The sequence below is a fragment of the Bradyrhizobium sp. SZCCHNRI3052 genome, assembly GCF_032484895.1.
Lineage (GTDB): Bacteria > Pseudomonadota > Alphaproteobacteria > Rhizobiales > Xanthobacteraceae > Bradyrhizobium.
On the sequence record NZ_JAUETW010000009.1, the window covers coordinates 21,943 to 43,061 of the forward strand.

Annotated in this window: 19 protein-coding genes; 12 read left to right on the forward strand and 7 right to left on the reverse strand. The window is 66.4% G+C overall.

Going from position 1 to position 21,119, the window contains the following annotated elements; translation table 11 throughout:
- Positions 1-132: 132 nt before the first annotated feature.
- The 4 genes from QW887_RS23110 (at position 133) to QW887_RS23125 (ending at position 8,913) form a co-directional block, all read left to right on the forward strand.
- Positions 133-2,271, forward strand: coding sequence for a methyl-accepting chemotaxis protein (locus tag QW887_RS23110; RefSeq protein WP_316175655.1), 2,139 nt, complete (start codon positions 133-135; stop codon positions 2,269-2,271).
- Positions 2,272-2,462: 191 nt separating this feature from the next.
- Positions 2,463-3,521, forward strand: coding sequence for an MBL fold metallo-hydrolase (locus tag QW887_RS23115; protein WP_316195036.1), 1,059 nt, complete (start codon positions 2,463-2,465; stop codon positions 3,519-3,521).
- A gap of 209 nt (positions 3,522-3,730) precedes the next feature.
- Positions 3,731-4,960, forward strand: coding sequence for a 5-aminolevulinate synthase (gene hemA / locus QW887_RS23120; protein ID WP_315717898.1), 1,230 nt, complete (start codon positions 3,731-3,733; stop codon positions 4,958-4,960).
- Between the two features lie 434 nt (positions 4,961-5,394).
- Positions 5,395-8,913, forward strand: coding sequence for a PAS domain-containing hybrid sensor histidine kinase/response regulator (locus QW887_RS23125; protein WP_316195038.1), 3,519 nt, complete (start codon positions 5,395-5,397; stop codon positions 8,911-8,913).
- A gap of 14 nt (positions 8,914-8,927) precedes the next feature.
- Here the strand turns inward: QW887_RS23125 and QW887_RS23130 are convergent, their stop codons facing one another.
- Positions 8,928-9,860 carry a LysR substrate-binding domain-containing protein gene (locus QW887_RS23130; RefSeq protein ID WP_316195041.1) on the reverse strand — a complete coding sequence of 311 codons (933 nt, stop codon included), beginning with the start codon at positions 9,858-9,860 and terminating at the stop codon, positions 8,928-8,930.
- A gap of 103 nt (positions 9,861-9,963) precedes the next feature.
- Between QW887_RS23130 and QW887_RS23135 the strand changes: the two genes are divergently transcribed.
- Both QW887_RS23135 and QW887_RS23140 read left to right on the forward strand, forming a co-directional pair.
- Positions 9,964-10,935, forward strand: a complete 972-nt coding sequence (locus QW887_RS23135; RefSeq protein ID WP_316195043.1) for an alpha/beta hydrolase — start codon at positions 9,964-9,966, stop codon at positions 10,933-10,935.
- A 26-nt stretch (positions 10,936-10,961) separates the two neighbouring features.
- Positions 10,962-11,324 carry a hypothetical protein gene (locus QW887_RS23140; protein ID WP_315827991.1) on the forward strand — a complete coding sequence of 121 codons (363 nt, stop codon included), beginning with the start codon at positions 10,962-10,964 and terminating at the stop codon, positions 11,322-11,324.
- A gap of 834 nt (positions 11,325-12,158) precedes the next feature.
- On the opposite strand, the gene QW887_RS23145 is transcribed toward QW887_RS23140, so the two are convergent.
- Positions 12,159-12,833, reverse strand: a complete 675-nt coding sequence (locus QW887_RS23145; protein ID WP_315717903.1) for a response regulator transcription factor — start codon at positions 12,831-12,833, stop codon at positions 12,159-12,161.
- A 352-nt stretch (positions 12,834-13,185) separates the two neighbouring features.
- Between QW887_RS23145 and QW887_RS23150 the strand changes: the two genes are divergently transcribed.
- Positions 13,186-14,856, forward strand: coding sequence for an MFS transporter (locus QW887_RS23150; RefSeq protein ID WP_316165574.1), 1,671 nt, complete (start codon positions 13,186-13,188; stop codon positions 14,854-14,856).
- 109 nt (positions 14,857-14,965) lie between these two features.
- Here the strand turns inward: QW887_RS23150 and QW887_RS23155 are convergent, their stop codons facing one another.
- From QW887_RS23155 to QW887_RS23165, 3 genes are all read right to left on the reverse strand, one after another.
- Positions 14,966-15,433, reverse strand: a complete 468-nt coding sequence (locus QW887_RS23155) for a secondary thiamine-phosphate synthase enzyme YjbQ (RefSeq protein WP_315717905.1) — start codon at positions 15,431-15,433, stop codon at positions 14,966-14,968.
- Between the two features lie 24 nt (positions 15,434-15,457).
- Positions 15,458-16,024, reverse strand: a complete 567-nt coding sequence (locus tag QW887_RS23160; RefSeq protein ID WP_315828027.1) for a hypothetical protein — start codon at positions 16,022-16,024, stop codon at positions 15,458-15,460.
- 102 nt (positions 16,025-16,126) lie between these two features.
- Complete coding sequence (locus QW887_RS23165; RefSeq protein WP_316195045.1) at positions 16,127-16,750, reverse strand: 2-hydroxychromene-2-carboxylate isomerase; 624 nt, start codon at positions 16,748-16,750, stop codon at positions 16,127-16,129.
- A gap of 284 nt (positions 16,751-17,034) precedes the next feature.
- Between QW887_RS23165 and QW887_RS23170 the strand changes: the two genes are divergently transcribed.
- The 5 genes from QW887_RS23170 (at position 17,035) to QW887_RS23190 (ending at position 19,606) form a co-directional block, all read left to right on the forward strand.
- Positions 17,035-17,412: an AtpZ/AtpI family protein gene (locus QW887_RS23170; RefSeq protein ID WP_315717908.1), complete on the forward strand. Its 378-nt coding sequence runs from the start codon at positions 17,035-17,037 to the stop codon at positions 17,410-17,412.
- 87 nt (positions 17,413-17,499) lie between these two features.
- Complete coding sequence (locus tag QW887_RS23175; RefSeq protein WP_316187859.1) at positions 17,500-18,243, forward strand: F0F1 ATP synthase subunit A; 744 nt, start codon at positions 17,500-17,502, stop codon at positions 18,241-18,243.
- 40 nt (positions 18,244-18,283) lie between these two features.
- Complete coding sequence (locus QW887_RS23180; RefSeq protein WP_006615622.1) at positions 18,284-18,511, forward strand: F0F1 ATP synthase subunit C; 228 nt, start codon at positions 18,284-18,286, stop codon at positions 18,509-18,511.
- Between the two features lie 28 nt (positions 18,512-18,539).
- Positions 18,540-19,115 (forward strand): F0F1 ATP synthase subunit B', encoded by a 576-nt coding sequence (locus QW887_RS23185; RefSeq protein WP_315717910.1) that lies wholly within the window; start codon positions 18,540-18,542, stop codon positions 19,113-19,115.
- Entirely contained in the window at positions 19,115-19,606 is a 492-nt protein-coding gene (locus tag QW887_RS23190; protein WP_315717911.1) for an ATP F0F1 synthase subunit B, read from the forward strand. The genes QW887_RS23185 and QW887_RS23190 overlap by 1 nt, the downstream gene beginning before the upstream one ends.
- A gap of 107 nt (positions 19,607-19,713) precedes the next feature.
- Here QW887_RS23190 and QW887_RS23195 read toward each other — a convergent pair whose 3' ends face one another.
- Positions 19,714-20,331: a hypothetical protein gene (locus QW887_RS23195; protein WP_316165809.1), complete on the reverse strand. Its 618-nt coding sequence runs from the start codon at positions 20,329-20,331 to the stop codon at positions 19,714-19,716.
- A 142-nt stretch (positions 20,332-20,473) separates the two neighbouring features.
- Positions 20,474-21,061: a GNAT family protein gene (locus tag QW887_RS23200; protein WP_315717912.1), complete on the reverse strand. Its 588-nt coding sequence runs from the start codon at positions 21,059-21,061 to the stop codon at positions 20,474-20,476.
- Positions 21,062-21,119 lie beyond the last annotated feature (58 nt).

A 21,119-nucleotide genomic window follows, 5' to 3' on the forward strand; every position in this document is an offset into this window, starting at 1 on the left:
GCCGCACGGTGAAATGCGAAAATGCGAGAAAACTCAGCACTGCCCGAGTAGTTTCCCGGATTTGTTAACCGCCCGCCGCGATACTGCCTGCAAGCAACAGCTCCAAGTAGTGCATATCGGGGGACACCAGAGATGGCGATTCGGTTCAGCTTCAGCAGGGTGCTCGGAGTCCTGCGACCCAGATGGGGCGTCCGCGGCAGCCTGTTCGCAGCCTTCGCAGTGATCGCGGGCATGGCGATCGCGATCAGCGTCGCTGCGGGACTGATGCTGCGACACGTCGGCGGCACCATGGTCGAACTCTCGGGCCGCGAGATTCCGCGCCTGACCTCGAGCCTGCAGCTGCTGGCGCAGAGCTCCGGCCTGGCCAGCCTCGGCCCGGCGCTGCTGCAGTCCCAGAGCGAGGACGCGCTCAACGAGCGCCTGAAGAAGATGCAGGAGATCCAGAAGACCACGCAGGAGCGCCTGAGCGAGATCAGCGCGCTCGGCGCCGCGAAGAGCGTGGTGGCTCCGCTCGCCGAGACCATCAAGAACATCAACGAGGCCAATCAGAGCCTGGTGTCGGCCGCACGCGAGCGGCTCGAAGTGGCGGCCCTGCACAACAAGCAGTATGACGCGTTGCGCAAGGCGCAGGCGGACTTCACTGCCGCCGCCAACGAGCCGATGCTGGATGCCCAGACGCAGCTCAACGCCGTGCTCGGCGCAGCCGAGGTGTCGGCAGACGACGCAACGGCAGCCGCACGGTTCGTCGAGCAGCTCGGCAATGTGATCGCGTCCGGCAACCTGCTGGTGGCGCAGATGGCTGCCGCGCTATCGGCCAACGACAGCGACACGCTGGAGACGATCGAGCGGCAGTTCAAGGAGGCGGTGGCGCAGCTCAAATCCAATCTCGAATTGCTGCCGACCGGCCGCAGCACCAAGGCAATCCACGATGCCGCGCTGAAGCTCGCCGCGCTCGGCGAGGGCAAGGCCCGCGTGTTCAAGACGCGCGAGAAGGAGCTCGACGCCAACGACTACGGGCAGACCGTGCTGGAGGAGACGCGCAAGCTCAATGTCGGTCTCGACATCAGCGTGCAGCAGCTCGTCGAAGGCGTGCGCAAGTCGACCGAAAGCACCACCGGCACGGCGGGCCGTGACATCGAGCTGGCAACGCTCGGCATGGCCGGTGCCGGCGCAGCCACGCTGCTCGGCTCGGTGCTGTTCGTCTGGCTCTATGTCGGCGGCAACATCCTGCGCCGGATCAAGCGGCTGCAGCAGGCGATGCAGACGCTGTCGAGCGGCGATCTCGACACCGAGATTGCGGCCTCGAAGCAGCGCGACGAGATCGGCACGATGGTCGACACCCTGCAGGTGTTCCGCGAGAACATGGTCCGTGCCCGCACCCTGGCCGCCGAGCAGGACCGCGAGAATGCCGCCAAGGCCGAGCGCGCCGCGCGCATGGAGGCCCAGATCGCCACGTTCGAGGCGACGGTGCGCAGCGCCCTCGGCACGCTGCAGAACTCCGCCACGGCCATGCAGGCGACCGCGCAGAGCATGTCACAGACCGCCGACCAGTCCAACTCGCTGGTCAATGCGGTCGCGGCGGCTGCCGAGGAGACCTCGGTCAACGTCCAGACCGTGTCGGCCGGCACCGAGCAATTGTCGTCGTCGATCGCGGAGATCAGCCGCCAGGTCGTGACCTCGGCCCAGATCGCCAAGAAGGCGGTCGAGGAAGCCGGCGCCACCGATTCGACGATGCAGGGACTCGCCGACAACGCGAGCCGCGTCAGCGTCGTCGTCGACCTGATCCAGGCGATCGCCTCGCAGACCAACCTGCTCGCGCTCAACGCCACCATCGAGGCGGCGCGCGCCGGCGAGGCCGGCCGCGGCTTCGCGGTGGTCGCGCAGGAGGTGAAGAGCCTGGCGAGCCAGACCGCCAAGGCCACCGACGAGATCCGCACCCAGATCGCAGGCATGCAGCAGGTCGCCTCGTCGGCGGTGTCGGCGATCCGCAACATCGGCGAGACCATCGCCGAGATCGACAACGTCACCACCGCGATTGCCGCCGCCGTGGAGCAGCAGGGCACCGCGACGCACGAGATCGCCCGCAACATCCAGCAGGCGGCCTCCGGCACCACCGAGGTCTCCAACAACATCACAGGCGTCTCCAGCGCCTCGGCCCAGGCCGGCACCTCCGCCAACGAGGTGCTCAGTGCCTCCGAAGCGCTGCGGCGCGAGGCCGACACCCTGCGCGCCGAGGTCGATGCGTTCCTGACCAACATCCGAGCGGCGTAGTTGCTACTCGCCGGTCATTCCGGGTTCGAGGCCTGCGGCCTCGCCCCGGAATGACGGGGGCGTGGCGAAGCAGAAGGCGTCGAGGCAGGTCATGCTGGCGCGACCCGAAGCACCTTCCGTACCCCGGAATGCCAAGCAGCCATGTGTTTTTCGGCTGGCGCTCGTCCGCGGCGGCCGTTAATCGATGAGGCATGACCAAGACCGACACCGCCACCTCCTCCGCCGAAGCCCTGCGCTATCCCTGGGAGCAGCATCCCGGCGAGGACCAGGTCGTCGAGGTCGCGCCCGGCGTGCTGTGGCTGCGGCTGAAGCTGCCGTTCCGCCTCAACCATGTGAACATCTATCTGCTCGCCGATGGCGATGGCTGGGTCGCGGTGGACTCCGGCTTCGGCAACGAGGAGTCGATCGCCGCCTGGACGCGGCTGCTCGATGGCCCGCTGAAGCACGTCAAGATCAGCCGGCTGATCGTGACGCATTCACATCCCGACCATGTCGGACTCGCCGGCTGGATCGTCGAGCGCTTCAACTGCCCGCTGGTGATGTCGCAGGTCGAGTACCTGCAGTCGGTCTATCACCAGAACCGCGGCACCGAGGAGCGCCGCAATGCCCAGCGGCTGTTCTTCCGCCGTCACGGCATGGACGAGACCCTGACCGACAAGCTGCTCGGCCGCGGCCAGGAATATCTGCAGCGCGTCTCGGTGCTGCCGGCCTCCTACCGCCGCATCTCCCACGGCGACGAGATCCAGATCGGCAGCCGGCGCTTCAAGGTCATCACCGGCGGCGGGCACGCGCTCGACCAGGTCATGCTGTATTGCGCCGCCGACAAGCTGTTCCTGTCCGCCGACCAGGTGCTGAGCAAGATCTCGCCCAATGTCAGCGTCTGGGCGGTCGAGCCGGACCAGAACTCGCTCGGCGAATATCTGGCCTCGCTGGCGAGCCTCACCACCACCCTGCCCTATGACGTGCTGGTGCTGCCAGGCCATGGCGTGCCGTTCTACGGGCTGAAGACGCGCATCAAGCAGCTCGCCGACCACCACGAGGAGCGCTGCCGGATGATCGCGGACGCCTGCCGCGACGAGCCGAAGACCTCGGCGCAGCTCGTGCCGGTCGTGTTCCACAAGCACGTGCTCGACCCGCACCAGATGGGCTTCGCCGCCGGCGAGCTGATCGCCCATGTCAACTACATGCTGGTCGAGGGCCGCCTGACCAGCCAGGACGTCGACGGCGTGCTGCATTATCGCACCACCTGAGGCTGCGGGGCCGCGACGCCGCCGCGTCGCCGCAATCCCGGCGCCGTTCGGCCGAGATCACTGCCCCCTTGGACAAATCGCCCAATTCCTGCCTTGGGATTCCGGCTCGACAGCCGCTCTGGAAACGCTCTAAGAAGACCTCACGCCACGCATGCCGCGAGGTTTTCGCTCCAGGTGCTGCACTGCAGCGCGCCAGTTCGGGTTTCGTGATGGACTACAGCCAGTACTTCAGTGCCGCCCTCGGTCGCCTGCATGATGAGCGTCGCTACCGAGTCTTCGCCGATCTCGAACGCATCGCCGGCCGGTTCCCGCACGCGACCTGGCACTCGCCGAGCGGACCGCGCAATGTCGTGATCTGGTGCTCCAACGACTATCTCGGCATGGGCCAGCACCCGAAGGTGGTCGGCGCGATGGTCGAGACCGCAACCCGCGTCGGCACCGGCGCCGGCGGCACCCGCAACATCGCCGGAACCCATCATCCCCTGGTGCAGCTCGAGGCCGAGCTCGCCGACCTCCACGGCAAGGAAGCGGCGCTGCTGTTCACCTCCGGCTACGTGTCGAACCAGACCGGCATCGCCACGCTCGCCAAGCTGATTCCCGACTGCCTGATCCTGTCGGATGCGCTGAACCACAATTCGATGATCGAGGGCGTGCGCCAGTCCGGCTGCGAGCGCCAGATCTGGCGCCACAACGATCTCGCCCATCTCGAACAGCTCCTGATCGCCGCCGGTCCTAACAGGCCGAAGCTGATCGCCTGCGAGAGCCTGTATTCGATGGACGGCGACGTCGCGCCGCTGGCGGCGATCTGCGATCTCGCCGAGCGCTACAATGCGATGACCTATGTCGACGAGGTGCACGCGGTCGGCATGTACGGCCCGCGCGGCGGCGGCATCGCCGAGCGCGATGGCGTCATGCACCGCATCGACATTCTCGAAGGCACGCTGGCGAAGGCGTTCGGCTGCCTCGGCGGCTACATCGCCGCGAAGGGCGAGATCATCGACGCGGTTCGCTCGTACGCGCCGGGCTTCATCTTCACGACCGCGCTGCCGCCGCCGATCTGCTCGGCCGCCACGGCTGCGATCAAGCACCTGAAATCGTCGAGCTGGGAGCGCGAGCGCCACCAGGACCGCGCCGCGCGGGTGAAGGCGGTCCTCAACGCCGCCGGCCTGCCGGTGATGACCAACGACACCCACATCGTGCCGCTGTTCGTCGGCGATCCCGAGAAGTGCAAGCAGGCCTCCGATCTCCTGCTGGAAGAGCACGGCATCTACATCCAGCCGATCAACTACCCGACGGTCGCCAAGGGCACCGAGCGCCTGCGTATCACGCCCTCGCCCTACCACGACGACGGCCTGATCGACCGCCTGGCGGAAGCCCTGCTGCAGGTCTGGGAACGGCTCGGCCTGGCGCTGCACAAGAAGCCGCTGGCGGCGGAGTAGCATCGCTCTCTCCGTCATTCCGGGGCGTGCGAAGCACGAGCCCGGAATCCATCGGGCAGCACGGCATGAGGCGACATGGATTCCGGGCCCGCCCTGCGGGCGCCCCGGAATGACGGCGGAGAACGTGGTGGCCCGTTTGCCCCGCTTGCCGCCCAGCTGACCGAGCAACACCCTCTCCGTCATTCCGGGGCGTGCGGAGCACGAGCCCGGAATCCATCGGGCAGCACAGCATCAGGCGACATGGATTCCGGGCTCGCCCTGCGGGCGCTCCGGAACGACGGCGGAGACTGCGGGGTCTCCCGCGCTAACGATGACTCCAGCTCCGCGCTCTCTCGGCAAGATCGCTATCGCCCTGCCTCCAGCAACGGGCTAGATTTCCCGGACAACGGGATCAGCCCGGAGCCTTCGAGGAAGACGTCGGAGACGCGTAGGAGATGCTGCACGACTGGGGCGTGATCCTGGCCGCGTTCGGCTATATCGGGTTCCTGTTCCTGGTCGCCAGCCGCGGCAACCGGGCCGGCGAACGGCGGCCGGCAGAGAGCCGCGGTCGGCTGGCCGGGCTGATCTACCCGCTGTCGCTGGCGATCTACTGCACGTCCTGGACCTTCTTCGGATCGGTCGGCTTTGCCTCCCGCACCAGCGTCGACTTCCTCGCGATCTATCTCGGGCCGATCCTGATGGTCGGCGCCTGCACGCCGCTGCTGCGCCGGGTGATCCGGCTCGCCAAGTCGCAGAACATCACCTCCGTTGCCGACCTGATCGGCGCCCGCTACGGCAAGAGCCAGGCGGTGGCGGCCACCGTGGCGCTGATCGCGATCATCGGCTCGGTGCCTTACATCGCGCTGCAGCTCAAGGCCGTCGCCTCGTCGCTGCAGACCATCCTGATCGACGACCGCGCCTTCGCCCACATCCCCTTCGTCGGCGACATGGCGCTGATGGTCACCCTGGCGATGGCTGTCTTCGCGGTGCTGTTCGGCACGCGGCAGACCGACGCCACCGAGCACCAGCACGGCCTGATGCTGGCGGTCGCGACCGAGTCGATCATCAAGCTGGTCGCCTTCATCGCCGCCGGCGCCTTCGTCACCTTCTGGATGTTCTCGCCGGTCGAGCTGATCGAGCGGGCCATGAAATCGCCGGAGGCCGAGCGCGCGCTGGAATATGTGCCGGGCATCGGCAATTTCCTCACCATGACCCTGCTGTCGTTCTGCGCCGCGATGCTGCTGCCGCGCCAGTTCCATGTCAGCGTGGTCGAGAACGCCGACGATGCCGAGGTGTCGCGTGCGCGCTGGCTGTTTCCGCTCTATCTGATCGCGATCAATCTGTTCGTGATCCCGATCGCTCTCGCAGGCCTCATCACCTTCCCGTTCGGCGCCGTCGACAGCGACATGTACGTGCTGGCGCTGCCGATCGAAGCCAATTCGCAATGGCTGTCGATCCTGGTCTTCGTCGGCGGCCTGTCGGCGGCGACCGCGATGGTGATCGTCGAATGCGTGGCGCTGTCGATCATGGTGTGCAACGACATCGTCGTGCCCCTGGTGCTGCAGCGCCAGGAGCAGCGCGAGATCGGCCGCGACTTCGCCGGCTTCCTGCTCGGCACCCGCCGCATCGCGATCTTCGCCATCATGGTGATGGCCTATTTCTACTACCGCGCGCTCGGCAACACCCAGCTCGCCGCGATCGGCCTGTTGTCGTTCGCCGCCATCGCGCAGCTCGCACCGAGCTTCTTCGGCGGTCTGTTCTGGCGGCGCGCGACCGCGCGCGGCGCGATGGGCGGCATGCTGGTCGGCTTCGCCGTCTGGCTCTACACGCTGTTCATCCCGAGCTTCCTCGACACCTCCACCGCCGGCATCCTGTTCCTGCAGCACGGTCCGTTCGGCTTCGAGCCGCTGCGGCCGCAGGCGCTGCTCGGCACCGATTTGCCGCCGCTGCTGCACGGCGTGCTGTGGAGCCTGTCGCTCAATCTCTTGACCTACGTCGTGCTGTCGCTGGCGCGGCAGCCGTCGTCGATCGAGCTGTTGCAGGCCGACATCTTCGTGCCGGCCGAGCTGACGCCGAGTGCGCCGAGCTTCCGGCGCTGGCGCTCGACCGTGACGGTGCAGGACATCCAGAGCACGGTCGGCCAATATCTCGGTCCCGACCGCGCCCGCGCCTCGTTCGAGGCGTTCGCCGCCCAGCGCAACCTCCCGCTCGATCCGGCCGCGCCGGCCGATTTCGAGCTGCTGCGCCATGCCGAGCACCTGATCGCCTCGTCGATCGGCGCGGCGTCGTCGCGCCTCGTGATGTCGCTGCTGTTGCGCAAGCGCACGGTGTCCGCCAAGGCCGCGCTCAAGCTGCTCGACGATTCCCACGCCGCGCTGCATTTCAACCGCGAGATCCTGCAGACCGCGCTGAATCATGTGCGCCAGGGCATCGCGGTGTTCGACGCCGACCTGCAACTGATCTGCTCCAACGGCCAGTTCGTCGACCTGCTCGGGCTGCCGCCGGATCTGGTGCAGATCGGCAGTCCGCTGAAGGAAATCCTCGAATTCATGGGCACGATCGGCGCGCCCACCTATGAGGACGGCGAGGCGCTGCTGGCGCGGCGGCTCGCCGCCTACACCACCGAAGGCGAGCCCTATCTGGAACGCCTCGCCGACCGCCACATGGTGATCGAGGTCCGCACCAACCGCATGCCGGATGGCGGCCTCGTCATCACCTTCACCGACGTCACGCCCTCGTTCGAAGCCGCCGAGGCACTGGAGCGCGCCAATGCGACGCTGGAGAAGCGCGTCCGCGACCGCACCGAGGAGCTGACGCGGCTGAACTCGGAGCTGGCGCTGGCGAAGAGCGCCGCCGAGGACGCCAACATCTCCAAGACGCGCTTCCTTGCGGCGGCCAGCCACGACATCCTGCAGCCGCTGAACGCGGCGCGGCTCTACGTGACGAGCCTCGTCGAGCGGCAGACGGCCGGCGAGGATTCGCGCCTGGTCGAGAACATCGACGACTCGCTCGAGGCGATCGAGGAGATTCTCGGCGCGCTGCTCGACATCTCCCGGCTCGATGCCGGCGCGATGACGCCGCAGGTCTCGAGCTTCAAGATGGCCGACCTGATGCGCTCGCTGGAGATCGAGTTCGCGCCCGCCGCGCGCGCCAAGGGTCTGGAGCTGGTGTTCGTGCCGTCGTCGCTGCCGGTCGAGTCCGACCGTCTGCTGCTGCGCCGGCTGCTGCAGAACTTCATCTCCAACGCCATCAAGTACACCCCCAAGGGCCGCGTGCTGGTCGGCTGCCGCCGCCACGGCCAGTCGCTGCAGATCGGCGTCTACGACACCGGCGTCGGCATCCCCCCGGTCAAGCGCGGCGAGATCTTCAAGGAATTCCACCGCCTCGAGCAGGGCGCGCGGATCGCGCGCGGCCTCGGCCTGGGGCTGTCGATCGTCGAGCGCATCGCGCGCGTGCTGAACCACGGCATTGCGCTCGCCTCGAACCGCAGCGGCGGCTCGGTGTTCTCGGTCACCGTCCCGATCGCCAAGGCGATCAACCACACCGCCGCCGTCACCACCGCGACCCCGCTGGCGACGACGCCGATTGCGGGCGCCCTGATCGTCTGCATCGAGAACGATCCGGCGATCCTCGACGGCATGAAGACCCTGCTGACGGCGTGGGACGCCGAGGTGATCGCCGTCCCTGATCCGGAGTCCGCGATGGAGGCGATCGCGGCGCGCGACGGCGCCGTCACCGGCCTGCTCGTCGACTACCATCTCGACCGCGGCAACGGCATCGCTGCCATCCGCGACATCCGCCGCCGCTTCAACGAGGCGCTGCCCGCGATCCTGATCACCGCCGACCGCAGCCCCCACGTCCGCGCCGCCGCCCGCGACGACAACATCGCCGTGCTCAACAAGCCGCTGAAGCCGGCATCGCTGCGGGCGTTGTTGGGACAGTGGCGGATTCAGCAGATGGTGGCGGCGGAGTAAGGGCGGCTGCCAAGTCACGACCCTCGCCGCATTGCTGCCTTGCCGGGACTGTCCCCCATCCGCTCGACCAGATAGTCCACGAACACCCGAACACGCGCGGGCGTGTTGGCGCCGCCGACGAAGACGGCGTGAAAGACTTCCCTGTCGCCGGGATTGAACGCTTCGAGCAGCGGCACCAGCCGCCCCTCTGCGATCGCGTTGCCGAGGCTGAAATCGCCGACGCGGGCGATGCCGACGCCATCGAGCGCGAGCTGGCTGAGCGTGTCGCCGCTGTTGGCTTCGACGGCGCCGCGCACCTTCAGCGCATAGTCGACGCCACCGCGGCGGAACGGCCACACCGGTTCGGCGCGGCGAAAGCTGAAGTTCAGGCAATTGTGGTTGTGGAGGTCTTCCGGCGCCTCCGGCACGCCCCAGCGCGCCAGGTAGTCGGGCGAGGCGACGATGGTGCGGCCGTTGTCGCCGAGGCGGCGCGCGGTGAGCGCGCTGTCGGGCAGCGGACCGCCGCGAATCGCCACATCCGCCTGCCCCGCCGCCACGTCGACGAGGCCGTCGCTGAGATTGATGTCGACCAGGATGTTCGGATAGCGCCGCACGAACTCGCCGAGCAGAGGGACGATGCAGACGCGGCCGTGCGAGAGGGCGGCGCTGACCCGGATGCGCCCGCGCGGCGCGCCCTGGTCTGCGATCGCCTGCTCGGCCTCGTCGAGGTCGGCGAGAATGCGACGGGCGGCCGCGAGATAGGACTGCCCCTCGGCGGTCAGCGTCAGCGCCCGCGTGCTTCGCAACAGCAGCCGTGCGCCAAGCCGCGCCTCGATGCGGTCGAGCGTCCGGCTCACAGCCGATGGCGTCAGCCCGAGACTGCGACCGGCGGCCGAGAAGCTGCCGCTGCCGGCGACGGCGCAGAACACTTCGAGCTCCCGCGCACGGTCCGCGCTGGCCAATACCATCTTTGCGTCCCGATCAAAAATCCTTGGCGTGGCCACCCTCTAATACCGCGGACCTCGCTCGTCTAGCTTCGCGTGCATCAACACGGCCACTGAGGAGATCGCCATGACCCTTCCCCGCCTGCTGCAACGAACCGCCTTTGCCGCCACCGCGCTCACCGTCCTGACCAGCGCCGCCCTCGCCGACGCGACCGAGGCGCCCGGGAATTTCCCCAAGACCTTCCGCACCCAGGAGATCCCGACCAACGGCACCACGCTCCACGTCCGCGTCGGCGGCACTGGACCCGCGGTGGTGCTGCTGCACGGCTATGGCGACACCGGCGACATGTGGGTGCCGCTCGCCGCCAAGCTTTCGCAGAACCACACGGTCATCGTGCCCGACCTGCGCGGGCTCGGCCTGTCCGCCCGCGCCGACAAAGGTTTTGAGAAGGCCAACCAGGCCGAGGACATCACCGGCGTCATGGACGCGCTGGGCGCCCGCACCGCCGAGGTCGTGGCGCACGACATCGGCAACATGGTCGCCTACGCGCTGGCGGCACGGCACGCCGACCGCGTGACCAAGCTGGTGCTGATGGATGCGCCGGTGCCGGGCATCGGCCCGTGGGAGGAGATCCTGAAGAACCCGCTGCTGTGGCACTTCCGCTTCGGCGGCCCCGACATGGAGCGCCTGGTGGAGGGGCGCGAGCGCATCTATCTCGACCGCTTCTGGAACGAGTTCTCGGCTAACCCTGCCCACTTCCCGGAGGCCGCGCGCGTCCATTACGCGCAGCTCTATGCCGGCCCGGGGCGGATGCATGCGGGCTTCAGCCAGTTCGCCGCCTTCGATCAGGACGCGATCGACAACCGCGCCTGGCTCGCGGCGCATGGCAAGCTGACGATGCCGGTGCTGGCGATCGGTGGCGCGGCGTCCTTCGGCCCGACCATGGCGGTGGTGGCACGGGCCGGCGCGTCCAACGTGCAGGAGCAGGTCATCCCCGGCTCCGGCCATTGGCTGATGGAGGAGCAGCCGGCCGCGACGGTCGCTGCGATCGACGCCTTCCTCAACGGGCAGTCCGCCGCCACGCCGCCGCGCAACTGATCCAACGCAGCAGAAGGGCGCCGATCATGTCGACCCACACATGCGATGATGCGATCGTGGCAGCCAACGCCTCGCAAAGGCGCGCGATCATCTTCATCCACGGCCTGTGGCTGAAGCCCGGCTCGTGGGATCGGTGGGTCGAGCTGTTCGACGCCGCCGGCTACGCCGGGTTGGCCGAGTATGACGAGCCGAAGGTTCGAGTTTGGGTAAAGACCTGGGGTCAGATAATCTCGGAATCCGAAGGTCGCCTAACATTTTACAAGCGACGCCTTGAGTACAAGGCCAATGACGTAGAAGCACTTCGATATCTGCGAACGGTCAATCCCAATTATCTTAGCGACGAAGTGAGGGAGAAGATTGCTACACTCGATCTCAAAGATCAGGTCTAGCCGACCGGATTGATGTACGGACCAACAAGGCGTCACTTGCTCCACAAGACTGGAAGGCCTCGGTAACAGTCCAACAAAACTCAACGTCGCAAACCTCGCGGCAGGGCGCCTTGGCACACCTGCGGAATCTTACCGTGGCTTTGGGGAGACTTGCACGGAGATGGGCCTAAGCGGAGCTTGCGCACTTTGCTCTGCGTCCCCCTAGATACAGACTTTCTTTTTTCCAGAAATCGTGCTACCCCTTGAGTCGTCCCGTGCTCGTCATGAGGGGCGCTTCGCGATCGTCACGAACGTGGGGTGCGGGATGCGGTGGGCGCGTCGGGTCGCAGCGGGCTTGGTCCTGCGGACGAACGATCCGGCGCGCACGGTCAAGCCGTGTGGTCCTGGCATCCCGGTGCTGATGCCAAGTCCGTAGCGACGATGTTGCGGATGACGGGGGCAAGAACGCCGGTCCCCGGGGAGAGCACGGAGCAGCCGTCAAAACCATCGCGCAGGGAGGGCCGGGTGTGTTCGGCCAGACCTGTGGTGACTGCCGCCTGCTTTTTTCTGCAGGCGGGCCACGGGCGCGGCCAGCGCCCGGCCTTCCCTGCGCCCTCTGTCTTCGAGAGGGCGGACAATGAGCAAAGCTCGGACGCGCGATGCGTCGCGAGGCCGTGAAGGTGTGTCGCGAGTGGAGCAGAAGGCGTGCGGAATGGACGCTGTCCACATACACTGCAAGACGTCATCAAGCGCCGGCCAATGGTGACTCCGGCAGATAGCTGCGGGGTATCGTCATTCCGGGGCGGCTCGCAGAGCCGAACCCGGAATGACGACTCATCCAGATTTTCCCGTCGCTTACTTCCCCGTTGGCGCGTCCTGCCGCCAGGCGCTGCCCGCGATCTTCGCCGCCGCAATCACCGCCTGCGTCCGGCTCTCGACACCGAGCTTCTGCAGGATGGCCGACACATGCGCCTTGATGGTCGCCTCGGAGACACCGAGCTCGTAGGCGATCTGCTTGTTGAGCAGCCCCTGCGACAGCATCATCAGCACCCGCACCTGCTGCGGGGTCAGCGTCACCAGACGGTCGCGCAGCCTGGTCATCTCCGGATCGGCGCCGGCCGCCAAGTCCGTGTCGGGCGGCACCCAGACGTCGCCGTCCATCACCTTCTTGATGGCATCGCGCAGCGTGTCGACGCCGAACCGCTTCGGGATGAAGCCGGAGGCGCCGAAATCGAGCGAGCGGCGGATTGTCGCGCCATCGTCGCTCGCCGACACGATGACGACCGGGATCGCCGGATATTGCGCGCGCAGATAGATCAGGCCCGAGAAGCCGGAGATGCCGGGCATGGTGAGGTCGAGAAGTACGAGATCGACCTCGGAATCCTTTTCCAGCAGCGCGGTGAGGTCCTCGAACGAACCGGCCTCGTCGACCACCGCCTCCGCGAGCACGCTCGCGACCGCCTGCCGCAAAGCGTTGCGGAACAGCGGGTGATCATCGGCAATGACGAGATGGGTGCTGGCAGCCGCCATGAATCCAGACTTGACCTTGCGAGACCGACGACATGCTGCAACTGCACGCGCCCGGTTTTCCGGAAATACTCGCCCGGCCACCGGTTGCATGCAAGCGTCCAATTCCACTTGCAGGGAAGGCGGTTAATCCGAACCTTGTGCAACGCAACATCGGTAGCGCGACGGCCGCTCACCGAACTTGATCCGCCGCAATGTCCCCATCTTTCCCGCGCGCCGCAGAGGGCAGAGCCGAAAGTCGTATTGGGGCGGGTTTCACTGCAATGTTACTGAAGAGCAAGGTCTCCGCGACCTGCGCCGTCCAAGTCCGGCATGCGGAGGCGAAAGCCATCATCACAACAATCATGGGGAGCGAATGCCGATGTCAACAATGGTAGCCACACAAGCGAGATCGGGAGGCATGACGAAGGACGAACGCTTCGTCATTCTGGCCTCCTCTCTCGGCACCGTCTTCGAGTGGTACGACTTCTATCTTTACGGGTCGCTGGCCTCGATCATCGGCGCGCAGTTCTTCAGCGGCTATCCGGCAGCCACCCGCGACATTTTCGCACTGCTCGCGTTCGCCGCCGGCTTCCTGGTCCGCCCGTTCGGCGCGATCGTGTTCGGCCGCATCGGCGACATCGTCGGCCGCAAATACACCTTCCTGGTCACGATCCTGATCATGGGCCTGTCGACCTTCATCGTCGGCCTGCTGCCGAACGCCGAGACCATCGGCTTCGCGGCACCGGTGATCCTGATCGGCCTGCGCCTGCTGCAGGGCCTCGCGCTCGGCGGCGAGTATGGCGGCGCCGCGACCTATGTCGCCGAGCACGCCCCGATGGGCAAGCGCGGCTACTACACCTCCTTCATCCAGACGACGGCGACGATGGGCCTGTTCCTGTCGCTGCTGGTCATCCTGTTCACCCGCACCATCATCGGCGAGGCCGACTTCGCCAAATGGGGCTGGCGCATTCCGTTCCTGGTCTCCGTGCTGCTGCTCGGCGTCTCCGTCTGGATCCGTCTGCGCCTGAACGAATCGCCCGTGTTCCAGAAGATGAAGGACGAGGGCAAGAGCTCGAAGGCGCCGCTGACGGAAGCGTTCGCGAACTGGGGCAACGCCAAGATCGTGTTGCTGGCGCTGATCGGCGCCACGATGGGCCAGGGCGTGGTCTGGTACACCGGCCAGTTCTACGCGCTGTTCTTCCTGCAATCGATCCTGAAGGTCGACGGCTACACCGCCAACCTGCTGATCGCCTGGTCGCTGCTGCTCGGCACCGGCTTCTTCATCGTGTTCGGCATGCTGTCCGACAAGATCGGCCGCAAGCCGATCATCATGGGCGGCTGCCTGATCGCGGCACTGACCTTCTTCCCGATCTTCAAGATGATCACCACCAACGCCAACCCGGCGCTGGAGAAGGCGATCGAGGCGACGAAGGTGGAAGTGGTGGCTGATCCCGCCGGCTGCGGCGATCTGTTCAACCCGGTCGGCACCCGCGTCTTCACCGCGCCTTGCGACACCGCCCGCGCCTTCCTGGCCCAGTCCTCGGTCAGGTACTCGACCGTTTATGGCCCGGCCGGCTCCGGCGTGAAGGTCACCTTCAACGGCAAGGAAGTGCCCTACACCGACGCGAAGACCAGCAACCCGGCGCTGACGGCCGCGATCGGCGAGGCCGGCTATCCGAAGGCGGGTGATGCCGGCATCGTCAAGATGGCGCATCCGTTCGACATCTTCCGTCCGCAGGTGGCTGCCATCATCGGTCTGCTGTTCATCCTGGTGATCTTCGTCACCATGGTGTACGGCCCGATCGCCGCGATGCTGGTCGAGCTGTTCCCGACCAAGATCCGCTACACCTCGATGTCGCTGCCGTATCACATCGGCAACGGCTGGTTCGGCGGCCTCCTGCCCGCAACCGCCTTCGCGATCGTGGCCTCGACCGGCGATATCTATGCCGGCCTGTGGTACCCGATCTTCTTCGCCGTGATCACTGCGGTGGTCGGCTTCCTGTTCCTGCCGGAAACCAAGGACGTCGACATCCAGGCGAAGTGATCACGAGGCGAGCGGCACCCCCGCTCGCATCTGCTTCCAACGACGAGCGGCCGCGGATCACTCCGCGGCCGTTCCGCATTTCAGACCCGCGGGTTTTCTCTTTATGGCCTCAGGCCGCGCCGATGAACTGCAATACCACCTCGCGCCGATGCGGACGCGCACGATGCTCGATCAGATAGAGCGCCTGCCAGGTGCCGAGCATCATGCGTCCGTCCTGCACCGGCACCTGCAGCGAGACCGCGCTCAGCATGGTCTTGACGTGTGCCGGCATGTCGTCCGGCCCCTCGGTGTCATGCATCCAGCCGGCATCCTCCGGCGCCAGCCGCGCCAGCGCCGTGGTGAGATCGTGCAGCACGGTGGGATCGGCATTCTCCTGGATCGTCAGCGACGCCGAGGTGTGGCGAACGAACAGGGTCACCGCGCCTTCCCTGGCGGATACTTCACGCAGAAACGCCTCGACCTCGCGCGTGAGATCGGTGAAGCCGCGGCCCGAAGTCTGCGCCGTCAGGATCGACGTCGCCACCGTATCGATCGCGACGACCGAAAGTGCCGTGCGCGAGGCCGATCGTGCCGACATGGATACAGCCTCCTCGAAGCGGTCTCAGATCCTGCCCGAGACGTCCTTCTGCACCCGTGTTGCCATGTCGAGCAGCCGGCGCCAGGCCTGCTCGAGGAACCCCATCATGCGGTCCATGTCCTGGTCGCTGGGCAGCGGGATCTCGAGCTTGCGCGTTCCATCGGAGGATTTCGATTCACCCGGCTTGTCCCCCGTCCTGGGTTCGGCTTTCCTCAACTGATCGGACTTGGGCAGCGCCTGATCTTTCGGCAGCGGCTCATCAATCTTGCCGGAGATGCTCTGATCGCGCGACGCGAGCTGGCCCTTGAGCTTTTCATTCTCCGCCTGCAGACGGCCGATCTCGGCGTCCAGCGCGGCGCGCTCATCAGGCACCGCGTAACAAGCAAAGCCCGATCCACTGCTGTTGTTGCACATCGAGACCGCACCGGTCTTGGTATCGAGCCGGATCACGCCGTCCGATGTCGTCGACATCGTATAGCGTCCCTTGTCGCCGTCAGGCGCGGTGTCCTCGACCGCAAACGCCTCTCCGCCCAGGCAGCTCAACGCCAGCAGCGCGAGGAGGGACGGCCGGTACGGCTTCGTGAGACTCATGGCTGGCTCTCCAAGGCGCATTCGCAACCGCCGCCATGCACGCCGACATTGTGTCGCGGCCATGACGTTGCCTCAGGTGCGATCCCCTGCCACAGGCCGCACCTATGCTTCGGACGTATAGGCGGAGCGACCGGATTTCAACGCGTCCGCCAGCAGCTCGAGGCGGTCCTGCCCCCAGAAGATCTCGCCGTCCAGCACATAGGCCGGCGAGCCGAACACGTCGGCCCCGATCGCGTCCTGCCGGTTCTGCTCGTAGGCCGCCCCGACCACGTCCGTCGCCGCCTGCGCCACGAGATCGCGGCCCGGCAGCCCGGCTGCATCGGCCAAGCCGGCGATCACCTCGGCATCCGCAAGATTGAGCTGCTGCTCCCAGATGGCCGGGAAGGCGCGCTGCAGATAGGGCTCGGGATCGAGGCCGGCCTGCTGCGCCGCGATGACGACGCCGTCGGCGAGCCGGGCGTTGAAGGGCCAGTTGCTCGGCTGGATGTGGAAATCGAGACCGCGCTTGTCGCGCCACCGCTTCAGCTCGACGATGCGATAGCGCTGCCGCGCCGGATGGCGCTTGGCCAGCGGAAGCCCGCCGGTCTCGGCGAACAGATCCACCAGCATGACCGGTTTGAGGTTGACGGTCGCGCCGTGGCTCGCGGCGATGTCGCGGAACAGCCGGTGGCCGATATAGGCCCATGGCGACTGCAGCGAGAAATAGTAATCGATCTGGCGCGACATGCGGGTTCCCGTGCCGGTTGGAGGTCAGCGACATCGGATCAGAGGGCACTGACAGGTGCAAGATCGCAGCCGCACACAACACTGTTGATGCGGCGCGGTGACACGCGCGACCGATCTGACGAAAAAGCCGAGAAAACGCGTAAATTCAGGCATCTAACAGTTCAACACGCAATCTTGACTTGGGGGGATGCGGTCAGTATGGTCCGCCCGGCTTTAAAGGGCGATGGGGCGCTAATTCCTGAAACTCGCGGCCGGGTCGGGTCTCCACACGTGGCGGATGGCACATGGCGGATGACACGAACGAGAGCAGCGGACACAAGGATCGCGACAAGTCGCCCGATGAGGTTGCGCTTTCCGCAAGGCTCGGAAGTCTCGACCAACGGTTGTCCGAAATTCGCGACGGCCGCTCGATCGGGACTGATCAACCTGGAATCGGCAGCGGTGACACTGCAGCCAGGGCTTCGGCCATGGCGCGTGGCCTGCGACTGTCGTCCGAGTTGATTGCCGGTGTCCTCGTCGGCGCGGTGCTTGGATGGGGCTTCGACCGCTTGCTGTCGACATCGCCCTTCGGATTCATCGTGTTTTTCCTGCTCGGCTTCGCCGCCGGCGTGTTGAACGTGGTGAGATCCGCAGGCATAGCTCCCGACAGGCCCCGCCAGTGAGGCATGCGCGGAAGACCTCGGCGCGGAAGACCAACGAGTGAATTGCAAAGCGCCGGCGTGGCCGGTGAACAATGAGACGCCACGCGGATGATCGATCCGATCCATCAATTCCACCTCAACAAGATCTTCACGATCGGCCATATCGGCAATCAGGAGATCACCTTCACCAACTCGTCCGCGTACATGCTGCTCGCGGTCGTGCTGATCGCCGTCATGATGATGGCCGCCGGGCGCGCGCTCGTGCCGGGCCGGTTCCAGTCGGTGGTCGAGCTGTCCTACGAATTCGTCGCCAACACCATCAGAACCAGCGCCGGCCCGCACGGCATGACGTTCTTCCCGCTGGTGTTCTCGCTGTTCATGTTCATCTTCGTCTCGAACATCGTCGGCATCATCCCCTACACCTTCACCGTCTCCAGCCACATCATCGTCACCTTCTCGCTGGCGCTCTTGGTGTTCCTGACGGTCATCATCTACGGCTTCTACAAGAACGGCCTGAAGTTCTTTAAGCTGTTCGTGCCGTCCGGCATCCCCGCGGTGATCCTGCCGCTGGTGGTCGTGATCGAAATCATCTCTTTCTTCTCCCGCCCGATCTCGCACAGCGTCCGTCTGTTCGCCAACATGCTGGCCGGCCACGTCACCCTGAAGGTGTTCGCGAGCTTCGTGACCATGCTCGGCGCGCTCGGCTTCGTCGGCAAGGTCGGCGCGCTGCTGCCGCTCGGCCTCACGGTCGCGCTGACCGGCCTCGAGCTGATGGTCGCGTTCCTCCAGGCCTACGTCTTCACGATCCTCACCTGCATCTATCTCAACGATGCTATCCATCCGGGCCACTGATCCGGCCCTCTCTACCAAACCCCTCAAAGGAGTTCGTTTCATGGATCCGGTTGCAGCGAAGTACATTGGCGCGGGCATTGCCTGCATCGGCATGGGTGGCGCGGGTGCCGGCATCGGCATCATCTTCGGCAACTACCTGTCGGCCGCTCTGCGCAATCCGTCGGCCGCTCAGGGCCAGTTCGGCAACCTGATTTTCGGCTTCGCGGTGACCGAAGCGCTCGGCATCTTCTCGCTGCTGATCGCCCTGCTCCTGCTGTACGCCGTCTAAGACGGCCTGAGCCGGACAGGAGAAGCCCGTGGCTGAAAGTCATGGCGAGGCCAAGGGCGGCGAGGCCAAGGGCACCGCAAGCGCCCATACTGAGGCCGATGGCGGGCATGGTTTCCCTCCCTTCCAGAAGGAAACCTTTCCCTCCCAGATCGTCTCCCTGGTGATCGCCTTCGTGGCGCTGTATGTGATCGTTTCGCGTGTGGCGCTGCCGAAGGTCGGGGCCGTCATCGACGCCCGCCAGAAGTCGATCGACGGCGATCTGGCTGAAGCGCAGCGGCTGAAGGATGAATCCGAAGCCGCGATGAAGGCGTATGAGAGCGAGCTGGCGACGGCTCGTGCCCGTGCCCAGGCGATCGGAGCGGAGACCCGCGAGAAGCTCGCGGCTTCTTCGGACGCCGAGCGCAAGGCGCTGGAAGACAGCCTCGCGGCCAAGCTCGCGGCGGCTGAGAAGTCCATCGCCACCACGCGCACGACCGCAATGAGCAATGTCCGCGGCATCGCCGCAGACGCAGCCAGCGCGATCGTGAAGCAGCTCACCGGCAAGGCCCCCGCGGCCAAGACGGTCGAGGCTGCGGTCGATGCATCGTTGAAGGGAACAGCCTGATGCATTTGCTCGCTGATCCGGAAACCTGGGTTGCGATTGCCTTCGTGATCCTGATGGGCCTGTTCGCCTATCTCGGTGTCCATCGCACGGTCCTGAAGGCGCTCGACAATCGCTCCGAGCGCATCAGATCCGAGCTGGCGGAGGCCAAGCGGCTCAAGGAAGAGGCGGCCAAAGTGCTCGCCGATTACAAGTCCCGCCGCGCCAGCGCCGAACGCGAGGCCGAGGAGATCGTCACCAGCGCGAAGGCGGAAGCCGAGCGCATCGCGGCGGAGGCCAAGGCCAAGATGGAAGACTTCGTCGCCCGTCGCACCAAGGCCGCCGAGGGCAAGATCGCCCTCGCCGAGGCCCAGGCTCTCGCCGACGTCAGGTCCGCTGCGGCGGAGGCCGCCGTCCAGGCCGCCGCGACCGTGCTGTCGCAGTCGGTCAAGGGCGCTCTTGGCGAAGACCTCGTCGCCAAAGGCATCGCGGAAGTCGGCCGCAAGCTGAACTGAGCGGCAGTCCGTCTCCATCCATCAACTTCAAAAGGCCGGTGCGATCCCATCGCACCGGCCTTTTGCTGTTCACGCTCTGCGGCGAGCGCCTCGCGCCACGGCAATCGTCACCGCCGCTTCTTGCCGTGCGGCCGCTCCGGGGTCAGCGCCTGCGGGTCGAAGCCGATGTAGAAGACGTAATTGTCGGCATTGGCGCCGGGCGGCGGCACCGGATAGACCATGTCCTCCGCGACGATCGTGAACGGCACGCTGCCGTCCTCGGTCATCTGCACCGTGGTGCGATACGACTTGGTGGCGATCACCTTCTCGCCGATGCCGCCCTGGACCACGGCGATGCGCATCGGAATGTCGACGCTCGCCGGCGCGCCCGCGGGGCCGGCAACGATGCGGCCCTGGATGCCGATCTTGGCGGTGATTTCGGCCCCGTTGAGACTGCATTCGCGCGCGGTCTTGGTGATCGACGCCTGGAACCGGACGTCGTTGCCGACGGCCTGCTTGCCGGGCGCGGCCACGGCGTAGGTCGAGGCGCCGGCGCGAATGTTGACCGGCGGACAGGTCAGGCCCTCGGTCGGATCGACCGGCGGTCCGCCGCTGGCGGGCAGGTTCTCCTGCCCCTTGTTGTCGGAACCGCCGCCGAACAGGCTCTTGAAGCGGTCGGTCAGCGATTGGGCGGCTGCCGGCGGCGCCGCGCCGGCGGCTCCCAAGGCCAGCAGCACGGCTGCCAACGTTCCAGCCCTGATCACGCTCGTCTCTCGCATCGTCTGATATCCCCGGCAACTCGGTCGCCCAGCCCAGGCGTCTATACCCATTTCAGAGGCCGGAACCAGCCCCGATCGGCCACTCCCGCGGCGATCCCGATCACGATTGCTACCCCCGGAAATCCTCGTGCAACAGGCCGTAGAGGTAATGGTCCTGCCAGACCCCGTTGATGCAGAGGTAGCGACGCGCCAGGCCCTCGCGGGTGAAGCCGCATTTCTCCAGCACGCGAATCGACGGCGTATTGGTCGGGATGCAGGCCGCCTCGACCCGGTGCAGATTGAGCTCGCCGAACAGGGTCGGCAGCAGCAGCCGCAGCGCCGCCGTCATATAGCCATGATGTGCGAACGGCTGCCCCATCCAATAGCCGATGGTGCCGGCCTGAACGATGCCGCGGCGGACATTGGCGAGCGTGATGCCGCCGAGCATGGCGCCGTCCTGCTCGCGAAAGACGATGAACGGATAGGAGCGGTCGGCCGAGATGTCCTCGGCATAGCGGCGCAGCCGGCGGCGGAAGCCGGAGCGCGTCAGGTCATCGGATGGCCAGATCGGCTCCCAGGGCGTGAGATAGTCGCGGCTGATCTCGCGCAGCCGCGCCCATTGCGCATAATCGGCCATCTGCGGCGCGCGCAACAGCAGGCCCTGGCCGCGCGGAGCCAGCGCAGCCGGTCCGTTGGATGGCAAGCGAAACAGGGCCATCTGTGATGCTCCCCCTGCTCTTTCCGGGTCGAAGCCTGCTCCGACCTACCCCAGAGCT